Raw genomic sequence first — 16,156 nt, forward strand, 5'->3', positions numbered from 1 at the left:
TAAACTGTTAACATTCTTTAACTTCCGTTGATACGCGTTAACTAAAATGCGCCGTATTTTTGTAACATAGAATTTGAATAGTTTAAGTGTTTTTTCATAGAGAATAGATTTGGTTAGGTTAGGAAACAGAGATGAATTTAAAACGTCTCTGTTTTTTTATGCCCGTTTTTTTGGGTGAACCACTCGCTTCCGGTTTTTAACTTTTCTATCCGGTAGAATAGAATTATTAAACTTATAACATTCTTTAACTTCCGTTGATACGCGTTAACTAAAATACGGCGTAATTTTGTTGCATAGATTTGAATAGTTTAAGTGTTTTTTTCATAGAAATAGATTTGGTTAGGTTAGGAAACAGAGATAATAGTTGATTGTCTCTGTTTTTTTATGCCCAATTCTGCCACTTTTTCATACATATTCCCACTTTCCTGAAATTGTTTCTGTATATTTTTGTGTGGTTGCGACATTCTGTCTGTCAGTTGGTTATGGCTTGACTATTGTTTCTGGTATTTTCGAATTTTAATACATAAAGCCATGAATTTTAATAATTTCACCATAAAATCGCAGGAAGCCATTCAACAGGCTTTTCAAATTGCCCAGGGAAACAACCAGCAGGCAATTGAAACCGGTCATATTCTTCGCGGAGTACTTCATTCAGCCGAGAATGTTACCGGATTTTTACTTAAAAAACTGGATGTAAACATTCCTATTTTCACACAGACACTCGATCAGATTATTCAGTCGTATCCAAAAGTATCCGGAGCTGAACAGTACCTTTCTTCCGGAGCGAACCAGGCTTTGCAAAAAGCACTTGGACTGGCGCAGGAAATGGGCGACCAGTATGTTTCGGTTGAGCACATTTTACTGGCACTGCTCGAAGTTAAAGACAATACCAGCCGTTTAATGAAAGACAATGGTATTACAAAAAAAGAGCTGAAACTGGCTGTTGAAGAATTACGAAAAGGATCGAAAGTTGACAGCCAAACCGCCGAAGATAAGTTCAACTCCTTAAATCGTTTTGCCATCAACCTGAACGAACGTGCCCGATCGGGTAAGCTCGATCCGGTGATTGGACGTGATGATGAGATTCGCAGGATATTACAGATCCTGTCGCGCCGTACAAAAAACAACCCGATTTTGCTGGGCGAGCCCGGAACCGGAAAAACGGCAATTGCCGAAGGACTGGCACACCGTATCGTACGTGGCGACGTGCCCGAAAACCTGAAATCGAAACAGGTATTTTCGCTTGATATGGGAGCTTTGGTTGCCGGGGCAAAATACAAAGGTGAATTCGAAGAGCGTTTGAAGGCTGTAGTTAACGAAGTTGTTCAGTCGAACGATGAGGTAATTTTGTTTATCGACGAGATACACACGCTGGTTGGAGCTGGGAAAGGCGAAGGAGCAATGGATGCCGCTAATATTTTAAAACCGGCATTGGCGCGTGGCGAATTGCGCGCTGTAGGTGCAACAACACTGGCCGAATATCAAAAATATTTCGAAAAAGATAAAGCGCTTGAGCGTCGTTTCCAGATCGTACATGTTGACGAGCCGGATACATTAAGCGCCATTTCAATTTTGCGTGGTATTAAAGAGAAATACGAAAACCACCATAAAGTTCAGATAAAAGACGATGCTATTATTGCGTCTGTTGAATTGTCGCAACGTTATATTACCGATCGGTTTTTACCCGATAAAGCTATCGACTTAATGGATGAAGCTGCTGCAAAATTGCGTCTGGAAATTGATTCCGTTCCTGAGGAACTGGATGAAATTCAGCGCCGTGTAAAACAGTTGGAGATTGAACGCGAGGCGATAAAACGTGAAAATGATACCAGAAAACTTAATTTGCTAAATGAAGAAATATCGAATCTGAAAGAGGAACAATCACAGCTGCGTGCCAAATGGCAATCGGAGAAATCGGTAATTGAAGCCATTCAGAAAAAGAAAGAAGAGATTGAAACTTACAAGTTTGAGGCTGAACAAGCCGAGCGTGAGGGTGATTATGGTCGTGTGGCCGAGTTGCGCTACGGTAAAGTAAAAGAGGTGGAGGCCGGGATTGAAAAGCTGCAGGCCGAGCTGGAGGAAATGAAAAAAGGTGAAAACCTGATTAAAGAAGAGGTTGACACGGAAGATATTGCCGAAGTGGTGGCACGGTGGACCGGCATTCCGGTTTCGAAAATGTTGCAGAGCGAGCGCGAAAAGTTACTGCACATGGAAGACGAATTACATAACCGGGTTATTGGACAGGACGAAGCTATTGTGGCTATTTCGGATGCAGTGCGCCGCAGCCGTGCAGGATTGCAGGACGAAAAACGCCCAATTGGTTCATTCATCTTTTTGGGAACAACGGGAGTAGGTAAAACCGAGCTGGCAAAAGCCCTGGCCGAATACCTGTTTAACGATGAGAACATGATCACCCGTATCGATATGTCGGAATACCAGGAGAAATTCTCTGTAACCCGTTTGATCGGTTCGCCACCGGGATATGTGGGGTACGATGAAGGTGGCCAGTTAACAGAAGCTGTGCGCCACAAGCCTTATTCGGTGGTGCTTTTCGACGAGATTGAGAAAGCGCACCCCGATGTATTTAACGTGTTGCTTCAGGTTTTGGATGATGGTCGTTTAACCGATAATAAAGGCCGGACTGTAAACTTTAAGAATACAATTATTATAATGACATCTAACCTGGGATCGCACATTATTCAGGAGAATTACGAAACCATGAATGATAGCAACGAATTCCAGGTGCTGGAAAAAACGCGTAACCAGCTGCTGGAGATGTTGCGGAAAACAATACGACCGGAGTTCCTGAACCGTATTGATGAAACGATTGTATTCACACCGTTATCGAAAGACGCGATTAAAGAAATTGTTCGCCTGCAGTTTGAGCAAATCGTAAAACGTTTGGCTTCAAACGACATGAAAATCGAGTTAAGCGAAAAAGCAAGCGAGTGGTTGTCGGCTATCGGTTACGATCCGCATTTTGGAGCTCGTCCGGTAAAACGAGTGCTTCAACGCTTTGTGCTGAATGAATTGTCGAAACGCATACTTTCAGGCAAAGTCGATAAGTCGAAACCGATTGTAATCGATTTTGAAAATGATTCGTTGGTATTCAGCAATTAAAATACCAAAGGATATAAGCAAGGCGGCTCTCTTTCGAGGGCCGTTTTCTTATTACAGTAACTCCTGTACTTCGGGGGATGCAGCCTGCAACTGACTGATTGCATCTTCAACCATCCTGGGAACATCATCGAGATTATTGGCCTCGCATTCCAACTGAATTTTCTTTAGCAAATTCCCGGTGTCATCCATGCCAAATGTCATTGCCGACGATTTTGCCGTGTGTGCCTCGCGTGCCAGTTTTTCCCAGTTTTTTTCATGCAGGAATGAACCCATGTTCGTCACAAATTCTTCAATTTGTTCGAGGAAAATTTCTGCCATTTCCTTGATGAATTCTTTGTCTCCACCTGCAAGTGTTTCGATCTGAGATGGATCGATGTGTTGAAATGTGTTGTCCATTTTTTTATGATTGCGGCCAGCAATTTAGCAAAATAATCGGGAAAGCTTTTTGTGCTGTTGCTGATAAAATTCATATTTGTACCGTTTTTGAATACATAGTTTTGCTCAACGAAATCTTTCTTCAAAAAGATAAACGGTTTGTCAAACGAGCTGAATCCGTTAATAACTGAAAAATTAAAATGAAGACAACTGCATTTAATTCAATACACAAGAAATTAGGCGCCAAAATGGTGGAGTTCGCCGGGTACGAAATGCCTATTGAATATAGTGGCATTAAAGATGAACACATGACCGTGCGCGAAAGCGTTGGTGTTTTTGATGTATCGCACATGGGCGAATTTTGGGTAAAAGGCCCGAAAGCACTTGATCTGGTAGCTAAAATTACATCAAACGATCCACGGATTCTTACACTGGGGCAGGCACAATACAGCTGTTTTCCAAACGGTAAAGGCGGAATTGTTGACGACCTGCTGGTGTATTATTACGAGCCTGAAAAATATATGCTGGTAGTTAACGCTGCCAATATTGAGAAAGACTGGAACTGGGTGGTGCAGCAAAACGAAGAGATTGGTGCCGAGCTGGAAAATGCTTCAGATGAAATTAGCCAGTTGGCTATTCAGGGGCCAAAAGCAACCGAGGTACTTCAAAAGTTAACCGATGTAAATCTTTCAGAAATAAAATTCTACACTTTCGTTACCGATAAATTTGCCGGAGTTGATGAGGTGATCATTTCTGCAACAGGTTACACCGGAGCCGGTGGTTTCGAGTTGTACTTCAGAAACAATGTGGCCGAACAAATTTGGAACGCCATTTTTGAAGCCGGGGCCGAAGCAGGTATCAAGCCAGTTGGTTTGGCTGCCCGCGACACGCTTCGTTTGGAAATGGGATATTGTCTGTACGGAAACGATATCGACGACACCACATCGCCATTGGAAGCCGGTTTGGGTTGGATTACCAAATTCAATAACGGCCGCGAATTTATCGACCGCGAATTTTTAACCATGCAAAAAAACGAAGGTGTTACCCGCCGGTTACGTGGTTTTATGCTTACCGGACGAGGAATTCCACGCCATGGATACGAACTGGTAAACTCAGAGGGTGAAACAATTGGTGAAGTTACCTCAGGAACCATGTCGCCTGTATTAAATAAAGGAATTGGAATGGGCTATGTGGCCAAAGAATACTCGGCATTTGGTACCGGTATTTTTGTGAAGATCCGTAACAAGGTAATTCCTGCAGAAATTGTGAAATTTCCTTTTATCTAAATAATAAAACAAATCGAACTAAACTTGGCCGCCTGTATTTTACGGGCGGCTTTTTTATTTGTGAAACTCAGGTTACAAAAGCGCAGTGCACTGAAATATATTCGCTGACCGAATCCCGATTCTGAAGGTCTATTTAAATTCTTTTTAAATATTACACCTAAAAAATCATTTATTGAGCAAAATAGGGTATTGTTGTCTGGAATAAGATATTTTTGTATGAAATAACAGATTGATACCGACAGCGTTAACGTCGCAGAGACAGTTGGAATGATATTAATCATCTGTTTTTGTGTTGTTAATCAGTGTTTTAAAACTCATAAAAATAAAATAAACTTGATTTTTCTCATCGGCTAAACAATCACTATTTAAGAACTTTATAGTGGTGTTTAAAAGGTAAAAAATTTAATTACTCACCTTAATTGTTGTATTATATGAAGAAGCACAATTTTTACGCAGGACCTTCAATTCTGCCCGAATTTACAAAGGAAAAAACTGCTGAGGCTGCTCTGAACTTTGCCGGAACAGGACTTTCTGTAATGGAAGTTTCGCACCGTAGTAAAGAGTTTGTTGCTGTAATGGACGAGGCAGTTGCTTTGGTAAAAGAATTACTTAAAGTGCCGGAAGGTTATTCGGTGCTTTTCTTGCAAGGTGGTGCCAGTACACAGTTTTTAATGGCTCCATACAATTTACTGGATAAAAAAGCAGCATATTTAAATACAGGTGCATGGTCGAAAAAAGCCATTAAAGAAGCCAAATTTCTTGGCGAAGTTGTTGAAGTTGCTTCATCGGCCGACACCGTTTATAACTACATTCCAAAAGGTTACGAAGTGCCATCGGATGTAAGTTATTTTCACTATACATCAAATAATACCATTTACGGAACACAAATTCCTACTCCGGAAGTTGATGTGCCTTTGGTAGCCGATATGTCGTCAGATATTTTCAGTCGCCCGATCGATGTGTCGAAATACGATTTGATCTACGCCGGTGCACAGAAAAACCTGGGACCATCAGGAGCTACTCTGGTAATTGTAAAAGATGCAGCTCTTGGAAAAGTTGAGCGCCCGATTCCAACCATGTTGGATTACACTACGCATATTAAAGCCGAGTCGATGTTTAATACACCATCAACACTTCCTGTTTTTGCTTGTTTGCAAACCTTAATCTGGTTAAAAGAAAACGGCGGAGTGGAAGCAATGGAGCAAAAGAACATTGAAAAAGCAAAAATCCTTTACGATGAAATCGATCGTAATAAAATGTTCCAGGGTACCGTACTGGCAAAAGAAGATCGTTCGTTAATGAACGTAACTTTTATAATGACTCCGGAGTATGCTGAATTGGAGAAGGAGTTTATGGATTTCGCAACTGCAAAAGGTATGTTGGGAATAAAAGGACACCGCTCGGTTGGTGGTTTCAGAGCCTCAATTTACAATGCAATGCCTGTTGAAAGTATTCAGGCATTGGTAGATGCCATGCAGGAGTTTGAAAAAATGAAGTAATTCAATTTATAAAACGATCGAAAATGCAGGGCAGACGTCCTGCATTTTTTCTACCTAAATTTTTATGAGTGATGAGAAAAGTATTAATAGCTACAGAAAAACCGTTTGCCCCGGTTGCTGTAAAAAAAATCAGTAAAATTTTTGAGAAAGCCGGTTACGAGCTTCAGTTGCTCGAGAGGTACACCGAAAAACAAGAGCTGTTGGAAGCCGTTGCCGATGTTGACGCGGCAATAATCCGCAGCGATAAGTTTGATAAGGAAGTACTAAACGCCGGTAAAAAACTAAAAATCGTAGTACGCGCTGGTGCCGGTTACGACAATGTTGATTTGGATGCTGCTACAGCCAACAACATTGTGGTAATGAATACGCCCGGACAAAACGCAAATGCCGTTGCCGAATTAGCGATTGGTTTGTCCATAATGGGTTTGCGCGAAATGTACTCCGGAAAACCAGGTGGCGAAATGCGTGGTCGCACACTCGGATTGCACGGTTTTGGTTACGTTGCCCGTAACGTTTTCCGCATTGCACGTGCCATGGGAATGAAAGTAATTGTATACACCCGCTACAGTAAAGGCGCTGCAGCTGCAATCGGGCTGAAAGTGGCTAAATCGCTGGAAGACCTCTACGAAAAAAGCGATATTGTTTCCATTCATGTTCCGGCACGTGGCGAGCATATTAAGTCGGTAAGTGCCGAAGTATTGTGTCACTTAAAAGATGGAAGCATTTTGGTAAACACCGCCCGAAAAGAGGTCATCAACGAGCCCGATCTGGTAAAATGTATGGAAGAAAAACCGGGCATCAAATACATGTCGGATCTTACGCCCGATAGTGAAGCTGAATTCGTGGAGAAATTCCCCGGAAGATTTTTCTTTACACCTAAAAAAGCCGGTGCACAAACAGCCGAGGCCAACTTAAATGCCGGGCTGGCAGCGGCTCAGCAAATTGTCGATTTCTTTGAAAATGGCGATAATACACATCAGGTGAATAAGGTAAAATAGTGAGTGAGTAATTTTGGTGAATGAGTTATTGAGGAGCAGAAGTTGGTTGGTAAAAGTGTGTTGTTTTTTGTAACTTTTACGATCATCCTAAAATTCAATCATTATGAAAAATTATCCTCATTCCAGTTTCTTCGATTTCGAATCGTTGGAGTTGTACAAAAAATCACTCGATTTCACAGATTTTGTTTACGATTTAATAATCCGGTTTCCTAAAGAAGAAAGGTTTGAATTGGGAAGCCAGTTGAACCGGGCAGCTACTTCAATTTCACTAAATGTTGCGGAAGGATACGGAGAGAGTATTCCGTTGTCTTTAAGATATTTGCGAATTGTGCGTGGCTCAATTCGCGAATGTTTAGCTTGTTCAACAATAGCTTTCAGAAGAAATTACATTGATGAACAAAGTTATATCGAGGCAAGAACTTCCCTTACTGAATTATCGAAATTAGCAGCCGGATACAAGAAATTTTTAAATAGGAAACTGAATAAATAACTACTTTTGTATCAAAATTTGTGTATGGCTACTGAGTGAAACTAACTCATTCACTCATTTACTCAATAACATATAAACTGTAAATTTAACATGGCGATAATAAAACCATTCAAAGGACTTCGTCCTCAAAAAGAAATTGTTGAAGAACTGGCATGTCTTCCTTACGACGTAATGAATTCGGAAGAAGCAGCTGTAATGGCTGAAGGAAAAGAGAAATCGTTGCTTCGTATTACAAAAGCCGAAATTGAATGCCCGGGAGTGGACGATATTCACTCTGAAACGGTATACAACAAAGCCGTTGAAAACTTCAAAGCTTTTCAGGATAAAGGTTGGCTACAGGACGATGCCGAGGCCAAATATTATATTTATGCACAAACCATGAATGGGATTACCCAGTACGGAATTGTAGGTGCTGCTGCCTGTGCCGATTACGAAAACGGCATTATTAAAAAGCACGAACTTACGCGTCCGGAGAAAGAGGAAGATCGCATGGTTTTAACACGTTATTTGAATGCCAACATCGAGCCTGTATTTTTTGCCTACAAAGCCGTGGCTGAAATCGACGCCATTGTTGAGAACATTGTAAAAAGCAAAGCTGCCGATTACGATTTTACTGCAGAAGATGGTTTTGGTCACCATTTCTGGACCATCGACGATGCCGAAACAAATGCAAAACTCGAGCAACTTTTTGAAGAGAAAGTTCCGTTTACTTATGTGGCCGATGGTCACCACCGAACTGCTGCTGCTGCGCGAATTGGTGCCGAAAAAACGTCGCAGAATCCAAATCATACAGGCAATGAGGAGTACAACTATTTTATGGCTGTACATTTTCCGGATAACCAACTGCAGATTATCGATTACAACCGTGTAGTAACCGACTTGAACGGTTTATCGGAAATCGATTTCCTTGCCGAGCTTTCCTTAGGTTTCGATGTGGAGAACATGGGAACTGAGATTTTTAAACCATCGGCATTGCACGAATTCAGTTTGTACCTGGCCGGAAACTGGTATAAATTAACTGCCAAAGAGGGAACTTTTGATGATTCAGATCCGATTGGAATTCTGGATGTAACGATCCTTTCTAACCAGGTGCTCGATCCGATTTTGGATATCAAAGATTTGCGTACGTCAAAACGTATTGATTTTGTTGGAGGTATCCGTGGTTTGGCAGAACTGAAACGCCGTGTTGATTCGGGCGAAATGAAGGCAGCCTTTGCACTGTACCCGGTTTCGATGCAGCAATTAATAAACATTGCCGACAGCGGAAATATTATGCCACCAAAAACAACCTGGTTCGAACCAAAATTACGCTCAGGGTTAGTGATTCATAAATTAGACTAAACTTTTAAGTCATCCGCTCACTATATGTTGTCGCAAACTGTGAGCTGATGACTCGACAATATTATATCCCGGTCCGTCAGCTGACGGATCGGGATTTTTTTATGCCTGTCATTCTTCAAAAACCAAAAATTCCCTAACTTCAAAAGCTAAATACGATCAGCAATGGACATCGACAACATATCTTTATCTACCATTTACAAAAAGCGCAAAAACGACCGCGATATTTTCCAGGAGCTAATGCCCACCAAAGTAAAAGAAGTACTGCTGGTGGCCACGCTTTACGACTCGTATTCCATTGTGCGCGAGGGGCAGTTCAGCGATAAAATTTTTGGCGAATACTTGCAGCTAAACCTTTACGCTGCGCCTCGTTTTACCAGTGTGCACACCCAGGAAGAGGCAACGCTTATACTGGAACACCGCGATTTCGACCTGATAATTGTAATGGCCGGAATGGATAAACACACACCGGTTGAAACCGCCCGTGCCATTAGGGATTTGCGCCCAAAAGTACCTCTTTTGTTGTTGGTGAATAACAATGCCGATTTGCGTTTCTTCAAGGCCGAGCGCCGAAAACTCGATTTTATCGACCGCATTTTTGTGTGGAACGGCAACTCGAATGTTTTTATGGCCATGATCAAATACATCGAGGACAAAAGCAACGTGGCACGCGATACACAAAATGGTAGCGTTCGGATAATCTTGTTGGTGGAAGACAGTATTCAGTATTACTCGCGTTACCTGCCAATGCTTTACACCACGGTAATGACCCAAACGCAGGTTTTGGTGAATGAAGATGCCGCTGATGAACTGCATAAAATTTTACGGATGCGGGCGAGGCCAAAAGTAATTCTGGCTGACAACTACGAGGAGGCAGTGAAATTTATAAACAGCTACCGGCGGTACATGTTGTGTGTAATTTCTGATGTGAAGTTTGAACGAAATGGAGTAGAAGACGAAGATGCCGGTATTGATTTGCTGAAGTTTACACAATCAACCCGGAAATTTCCTATTCCATTGCTTTTGCAATCGCACGACATTTCCAATGCTCAACGTGCCAAAGAGGTAGGTGCCGATTTTATCAATAAAAACTCGGAGAGCCTGTCGATGGATATTTTCAATTTCCTGTATCGGCGCTTGGGATTCGGAAACTTTGTTTTTAAAGGGATGGATGGGTTGCCCATTGCGCAGGCAAAAAACCTGGTGGAGTTTCAGGAGAAATTCAGAGATATTCCCGAAGAATCGTTGCAATATCACGGAAGCAGAAACTCTTTTTCCACCTGGCTAATGGCGCGTGGCGAGATCAACCTGGCAGAATTACTGATGCCGATTCAAATGTCGGATTTTGATTCGCCTGAAGAACTGCGACAGTTTTGTCTCGACAGTTTTAAAAAAGTGCGCTTCGAACGCTTGCGGGGTACCATTGTAAATTTCGACTCCGAATTTGTGTCGTCCAGCCGCTTTATCGTGCGTATGGCCAAAGGTTCGCTGGGCGGAAAGGGGAGAGGTATTGCCTTTATCTGCAATTTTATCGAGAACATCGACTTCGCGAAACTGATTCCTGAAATGAATATCCGCATTCCTTCAACATCGGTAATTGGAGCGCTGGAGTTTGATAAGTTTATCGAGACCAATAACCTGTACGACGATATCTACTCGTTTAACGATTACAATGCTATACGGAAACATTTCCTGGAGTCGGAATTCGATGATAAAATCAGAAAAAGGCTGATCGAGTACCTTAAAAAGATCAAAAGGCCGCTGGCAGTGCGCTCGTCGGGATTATTCGAAGATTCGCTGCTACAACCGTTTTCGGGGGTTTATGCTACCTATCTTATTCCGAATAATCATCCCGATTTGGAGGTGCGTTACCAACATCTTGAAATGGCCATCAAGCTGGTTTATTCCAGCATTTTTACCGAGTCGGCACAGGCGTATTTCGATGCGGTGAATTACAAAATTGAAGAGGAAAAAATGGCGGTGGTTATTCAGGAAGTGATTGGCCACGAGTACAACGATAAATATTATCCTACACTTTCGGGGGTGGCGCAGTCGTATAATTATTACCCCATTGCTTACATGGAGCCGGAAGATGGCTTTTCGGTAGCTGCCGTTGGCCTCGGAATGTATGTGGTTGGTGGAGAGAATGCATTCCGGTTCTGTCCGAAATACCCGAGCCTGAATGCATCGTCGTTAAAAGATTTGTTGCGCGATACGCAGAAACAGTTTTATGCCATCGATTTGTCGAACCCTGACTTTGATTTGGCAAGCGATGGCGAAGATGCAGCCATAAAAAAATACCGCATAAAAGAAGCCGAAAAAGACGGAACGCTCGAGCATTCGGCATCCACTTATATAATCGAGAACGACGATCTGATACCGGGAGTTCAGGGACCGGGACCAAAAGTGATTGACTTTGCCAATATATTAAAATACAACCATCTGCCGCTTGCCGATGTGTTGCAGCTGCTGCTAAAACTGTTTAAGGAAGCCATGGGATCGCCGGTGGAGATTGAATATGCCCTGGATTTGGAGCCGGCAGAAAACGGTAAACCAACGCTTTATCTATTGCAGATAAAACCGCTTATCCGTATCGAGGAACAGGTGGAAGTGGATATTGAAATGGTGGATGAAGAAAAGGTATTTATGTATGCCGAGCACGGAATGGGCAATGGCAAAATTAAAGACATTCACGATGTGGTTTTTGTCGATCCGGATAAGTTCGACAAAATGAAGACCAAACAAATGGCGCAGGAGATCAGTAAATTAAACGACTGGTTCGAAAAAGAGGACCGCTCGTATATTCTTATCGGGCCGGGGCGCTGGGGTTCGCGCGATCCGTATACCGGAATTCCGGTGTTGTGGGCAAACATCTCGAAAGCCAAAATAATTGTTGAAATGGGCTTACCCGATTTCCCGCTCGATGCTTCGCTGGGCTCGCACTTTTTCCACAATGTAACGTCGATGAATGTGGGCTACTTTTCGGTGCCGCATAATTCGCGAAACACACAACTAAAAATGGAGGCTTTGAAACAACAACCGGTGCTTCGCGAAACCGAATTTATAAAACATGTGCAGTTTGATAAACCACTCACCATTTTAATGAACGGGCGCGACCGGCGTGTTTTAATTCACTGCTAGAAGCAAACTGTATAGGCATGCATTAGTCTACTAATTGCAGTGAGTTGAATGGGTTTTTGTTTCGCAAAAAATATTTTAGCGGCCCGGAATAATTATTTGTTTTCCTGTATATATTTGGGTACTAATTTTTTGATTTTATGAATATAGTGCGCAAAGTCCGTGCTGTTGAAAAATTATTCAAAACACTGGAAAAAGATATCCTGAAATTACAGGAAAAAACGGGTCTGCATTGTGTCGATAATTGTATTAAATGCTGCACCACTTCAAATATTACCGCTTCGGCTCTTGAGTTTTATCCGTTAGCCTATTATTTGCATAAGCACAATTTGGCGGATAGTGTGCTTACGAATATTGATCAGATAAACGACCCGAAAATTTGCCCGATCTTAAATTATATGTCAACCGAAAACAGGCGCGCAGGCTGTATGTTTTACGAACAACGAGGATTAATATGCCGCTTATTCTCGTATAATTACCGTACCGATAAACACGGCACACGGCTTATTGCGGCATGTAAAACGATAAATGAGGAACAGGCAGTATTGCTTGCAAAAGCGAATGGAATTTTGCTGAAAAAACCATTGGGGCCCAAGGCTACAGCTTATTATCAGCGCTTGCAGTTTATCGATTTTAAAGAAGCCCAGAAACAATATCCGATTGGTGAAGCTATCCGGATTGCCGTTGAATCAGTAGTAACTTATTTCCATTACAGCGGGAAAAAGGTGGTATAAAAGTTTCAATAGGGTAGTTGTTTTGTATTGTGTTTTTCTTGGTGAATTTTTCTGTAGAATCATTGTAGGGTATTAATAGTTGACTTACCACCGAACCCCGCTCTGAAATATGTACTGTGTTAGTAGCAGGTTTTTATTCTTTGTTTTTTAAGATTCCATTCTCCAATTCAAGAATTTCTGAGTCATTTGTCAGTATATAGTACATTAAATATAATTGTTTTTTCGGTGACAATAAAAAAGGGCAGCTTTTTATAATGTACAATTTGCTCCGAAAAATTTCAAATCGTTAAATGCCGGTCAGGTATAGGACAAAAACCTTGTGGCTGCTGTGTAATCATTTAATTAAAGGCTAAAATCATTGTGCCCACCGTGTAATCATTTAATAGCGGAGTTAAACTGCTGTGCCCGTGGTTTAATCATTTAATAACGGCTCAAAAACATCGTGCCCGCCCAATAATCATTTAATGAAAGGAAAAAACGTTGTACGCCTTTAATTAAATCGTTACGGCGCATTTGCAGCTGTGGTTGCTAAAATAATTGCCGACAATAACGAAACTGTTTACAAATGCTGGAGTAAATCCTCCCGATGGTGAGATTGGTAAGTTGTAGGTAGGCAGAAGGAATACACTATTTTTCCCGTTTAAAAGATCGGGCACCTTCAGCGTTTTTATAACAGCCCCAAAGGGGCGCAGGCAATAACCCGGTGCGAGTGACGACAGTCAGGAAGCACCGGGAATATAGATAAACCCGATCTCGTCCGGCGAAGAAAGTTGGATCGCGCTTGTTCGCTGTACCGGACGAAAAAAACGAAAGTAACTACCAAGCATCTGCATAAATAAAAACGTAGAAAGCTCCGGGCAAAAAAAAATCTTTCATTCCCATTGGTGATTCCCTGTCATGTAGGTTTTTTATGCTCTGTTTTTACCCCGTTTAACATTCTCTTAACCCTCCAAAAAATCGAATAAACTTTTTAGTGCTTAAAAATAGTTCTCATTCTCCCTGAAAACAGGCGCTTTCGGTGTGTTTATCGGGTGTTTATCTTTAAAAATGAGTAAAAATAATTCAATCCGTTAACGTTAACGGGAAACATTAAAAACTTATATTTGCCCGCTCAAAACAATAAATAAAGTACTAATTACACCTGTGAAATAAGGTTATAGATTTTTTGATGATGAAGAAATTAGATCGTACCAACGCAACGGAAACAAATAGTTACCCAACACGCATACTTCAGTTTGGCGAAGGAAATTTTTTACGTGCTTTTACCGATTGGATTGTGGATAAAATGAACAAAGAGATCGGTTTTAATGCCGGTGTTGATGTGGTGCAGCCGCTGCCAAACGGTATGTTTAACATGCTAAACGACCAGGACGGGCTTTACCATGTTTACCTGAAAGGGATTAAAAACGGAAAGCCGGTAACCGAATTTTCGCTGATCGACTGTATCAATAAAGGCATTAATCCATACACCGAGTTCGAATCGTACAAAGAAAGTATACTGAATCCCGATCTTCGTTTTGTGTTTTCGAATACTACCGAAGCCGGTATCAGCTGGGAAGAAAACGATACGCTGGATATGACTCCTCAAACGTCGTTTCCGGCAAAAGTGGCGTCAATGTTATACATGCGCTACAACGAATTTGATGGCGACAAATCAAAAGGTCTGATCTTTTTCGCCTGCGAGCTGATCGACCGAAACGGAGATATCCTTAAGAAATTCGTTTTGCAACATGCCGAAAAATGGAACCTTGGCGACGATTTTATTAGCTGGGTGAACGAGGCCTGTTGTTTCTGCAGCACGCTGGTTGACCGCATTGTTCCGGGATTCCCAAAAGATGAGATCAAAGAAATTCAGGAGGAACTGGGTTACGAAGATAATCTGGTTGTGGTTGGCGAATATTTCCACCTGTGGGTAATTGAAGCGCCGGACTGGGTGCAGGATGAGTTTCCTGCTGAAAAAGCCGGTTTGGAAGTGAAGTTTGTAAAAGACATGAAACGTTTTCGCGAGCAAAAAGTACAGGTGCTGAATGGTTGTCACACCGGAAGTTATGCCGTGTCGTACCTGAGCGGAATTGAAACCGTGCGCGATGCCTACGAAAACCTTGAGGTGGGTAGTTTTATGAAAGAGCTGGTGTACGACGAGGTATTAACGGTTCTGGATGGAACAGAAAAGGAACTGAAGAAATTTGCAAACAAGATTTTGGAGCGTTTTGCCAATCCGTTTATTCGTCATCAGTGGCAAAGTATTGCCTTAAACGCCATGTCGAAATGGGAAACACGTAACCTGCCATCGTTGATTAACTTCGAACAAAAACACGGCATGTTGCCACAAAAGCTGGTGTTCTCGCTGGCAGCGATGATCGCTTATTTTAAAGGCGAAGCCAATGGCGAAGCCTACAACGTTCAGGACGATGAGTGGATCGTTGATTTCTATAAAGAAGCCTGGGCTGAATGCGACGGTCGCCCGATTTCGATTTACAATTTGTGCGAAAAAGTATTAAGCCTTGATAAAGTTTGGAAACAAAACCTGAATGATATTCCAAACCTCACGATTACTGTTAGTCACTACCTCTTCCTGATTACACAGGTGGGCATGAAAAAAGCCGTTAAAGCGGTACTAAGCGAAGACAATCCGCTGATGCAGATTACCATTGATAAAATGAGCAATTAAACAAATACTTTCTCGCAGATTACGCGGATTTCGCTGGAATTAATTGTTTAAGATCTATGTTATCTGCGCCATCTGCGAGAAACTTTTAAGAAAACTGAAATGGCAGACTTTATAAAAATAAATCCAACCGACAATGTGATCATCGCCTTAAAAGATTTTTCGGCAGGTGAAATCATTGAGGTTGACAGACAGAAACTGACAGTTGTCGGTGATGTTCCTAAAGGGCACAAAATTGCACTTACTGCTATTGCCGAAAACAAGGATATAATAAAATATGGTGCACCTATTGGCCATGCTACACAAGCCATCGAAGCCGGAGAACACATACATGTTCAGAATCTGAAAACAAATCTTTCGGGCACCATTAATTATTCTTTCGATCAGAAATTAAACGAACTTGCCGTTGCCAGGCGTGAGCTTACTTTCGAGGGTTACAAACGTAGCAATGGCAAGGTGGGAATTCGTAACGAGCTGTGGATTGTGCCAACAGTTGGTTGTGTGAACGGA

11 protein-coding genes are annotated in these 16,156 nt (G+C 41.9%); 10 read left to right on the top strand and 1 reads right to left on the bottom strand.

Annotation, left to right across the window (positions count from 1 at the left end; all coding sequences use genetic code 11):
- Nucleotides 1-531: 531 nt before the first annotated feature.
- A complete protein-coding gene (clpB, locus tag ABZB17_RS10960) occupies nucleotides 532-3,120 on the top strand; it encodes an ATP-dependent chaperone ClpB (RefSeq protein WP_372650180.1) in 2,589 nt (862 codons plus the stop codon).
- Nucleotides 3,121-3,171: 51 nt separating this feature from the next.
- Here the strand turns inward: clpB and ABZB17_RS10965 are convergent, their stop codons facing one another.
- A complete protein-coding gene (locus tag ABZB17_RS10965) occupies nucleotides 3,172-3,516 on the bottom strand; it encodes an Hpt domain-containing protein (protein ID WP_372650182.1) in 345 nt (114 codons plus the stop codon).
- A gap of 179 nt (nucleotides 3,517-3,695) precedes the next feature.
- Between ABZB17_RS10965 and gcvT the strand changes: the two genes are divergently transcribed.
- From gcvT to ABZB17_RS11010, 9 genes are all read left to right on the top strand, one after another.
- A complete protein-coding gene (gene gcvT / locus ABZB17_RS10970) occupies nucleotides 3,696-4,781 on the top strand; it encodes a glycine cleavage system aminomethyltransferase GcvT (RefSeq protein WP_372650184.1) in 1,086 nt (361 codons plus the stop codon).
- Nucleotides 4,782-5,212: 431 nt separating this feature from the next.
- The gene (serC, locus tag ABZB17_RS10975; protein WP_372650185.1) at nucleotides 5,213-6,280 is read left to right on the top strand and encodes a 3-phosphoserine/phosphohydroxythreonine transaminase; all 1,068 of its coding nucleotides are present in this window, start codon (nucleotides 5,213-5,215) and stop codon (nucleotides 6,278-6,280) included.
- Between the two features lie 71 nt (nucleotides 6,281-6,351).
- The gene (locus ABZB17_RS10980; protein ID WP_372650187.1) at nucleotides 6,352-7,278 is read left to right on the top strand and encodes an NAD(P)-dependent oxidoreductase; all 927 of its coding nucleotides are present in this window, start codon (nucleotides 6,352-6,354) and stop codon (nucleotides 7,276-7,278) included.
- Between the two features lie 103 nt (nucleotides 7,279-7,381).
- Nucleotides 7,382-7,768: a four helix bundle protein gene (locus ABZB17_RS10985; protein WP_372650189.1), complete on the top strand. Its 387-nt coding sequence runs from the start codon at nucleotides 7,382-7,384 to the stop codon at nucleotides 7,766-7,768.
- Between the two features lie 90 nt (nucleotides 7,769-7,858).
- Nucleotides 7,859-9,109: a DUF1015 domain-containing protein gene (locus ABZB17_RS10990; protein ID WP_372650191.1), complete on the top strand. Its 1,251-nt coding sequence runs from the start codon at nucleotides 7,859-7,861 to the stop codon at nucleotides 9,107-9,109.
- Nucleotides 9,110-9,271: 162 nt separating this feature from the next.
- On the top strand, nucleotides 9,272-12,247 hold the full coding sequence (locus tag ABZB17_RS10995) for a PEP/pyruvate-binding domain-containing protein (RefSeq protein WP_372650193.1): 2,976 nt from the start codon (nucleotides 9,272-9,274) through the stop codon (nucleotides 12,245-12,247).
- A gap of 137 nt (nucleotides 12,248-12,384) precedes the next feature.
- On the top strand, nucleotides 12,385-12,978 hold the full coding sequence (locus ABZB17_RS11000) for a hypothetical protein (RefSeq protein ID WP_372650195.1): 594 nt from the start codon (nucleotides 12,385-12,387) through the stop codon (nucleotides 12,976-12,978).
- Between the two features lie 1,171 nt (nucleotides 12,979-14,149).
- A complete protein-coding gene (locus ABZB17_RS11005) occupies nucleotides 14,150-15,649 on the top strand; it encodes a tagaturonate reductase (RefSeq protein WP_372650197.1) in 1,500 nt (499 codons plus the stop codon).
- A gap of 99 nt (nucleotides 15,650-15,748) precedes the next feature.
- A partial coding sequence (locus tag ABZB17_RS11010; protein ID WP_372650198.1) for an SAF domain-containing protein occupies nucleotides 15,749-16,156 on the top strand: 408 nt, incomplete at its 3' end.

Source organism: Draconibacterium sp., from assembly GCF_041583095.1.
Classification (GTDB): domain Bacteria; phylum Bacteroidota; class Bacteroidia; order Bacteroidales; family Prolixibacteraceae; genus Draconibacterium.

Coding starts and splice junctions, on each gene's coding strand:
- clpB (WP_372650180.1), top strand. CDS start 532: ATGAATTTTAATAATTTCACCATAAAATCGCAGGAAGCCATTCAACAG.
- ABZB17_RS10965 (WP_372650182.1), bottom strand. CDS start 3,516: ATGGACAACACATTTCAACACATCGATCCATCTCAGATCGAAACACTT.
- gcvT (WP_372650184.1), top strand. CDS start 3,696: ATGAAGACAACTGCATTTAATTCAATACACAAGAAATTAGGCGCCAAA.
- serC (WP_372650185.1), top strand. CDS start 5,213: ATGAAGAAGCACAATTTTTACGCAGGACCTTCAATTCTGCCCGAATTT.
- ABZB17_RS10980 (WP_372650187.1), top strand. CDS start 6,352: ATGAGAAAAGTATTAATAGCTACAGAAAAACCGTTTGCCCCGGTTGCT.
- ABZB17_RS10985 (WP_372650189.1), top strand. CDS start 7,382: ATGAAAAATTATCCTCATTCCAGTTTCTTCGATTTCGAATCGTTGGAG.
- ABZB17_RS10990 (WP_372650191.1), top strand. CDS start 7,859: ATGGCGATAATAAAACCATTCAAAGGACTTCGTCCTCAAAAAGAAATT.
- ABZB17_RS10995 (WP_372650193.1), top strand. CDS start 9,272: ATGGACATCGACAACATATCTTTATCTACCATTTACAAAAAGCGCAAA.
- ABZB17_RS11000 (WP_372650195.1), top strand. CDS start 12,385: ATGAATATAGTGCGCAAAGTCCGTGCTGTTGAAAAATTATTCAAAACA.
- ABZB17_RS11005 (WP_372650197.1), top strand. CDS start 14,150: ATGAAGAAATTAGATCGTACCAACGCAACGGAAACAAATAGTTACCCA.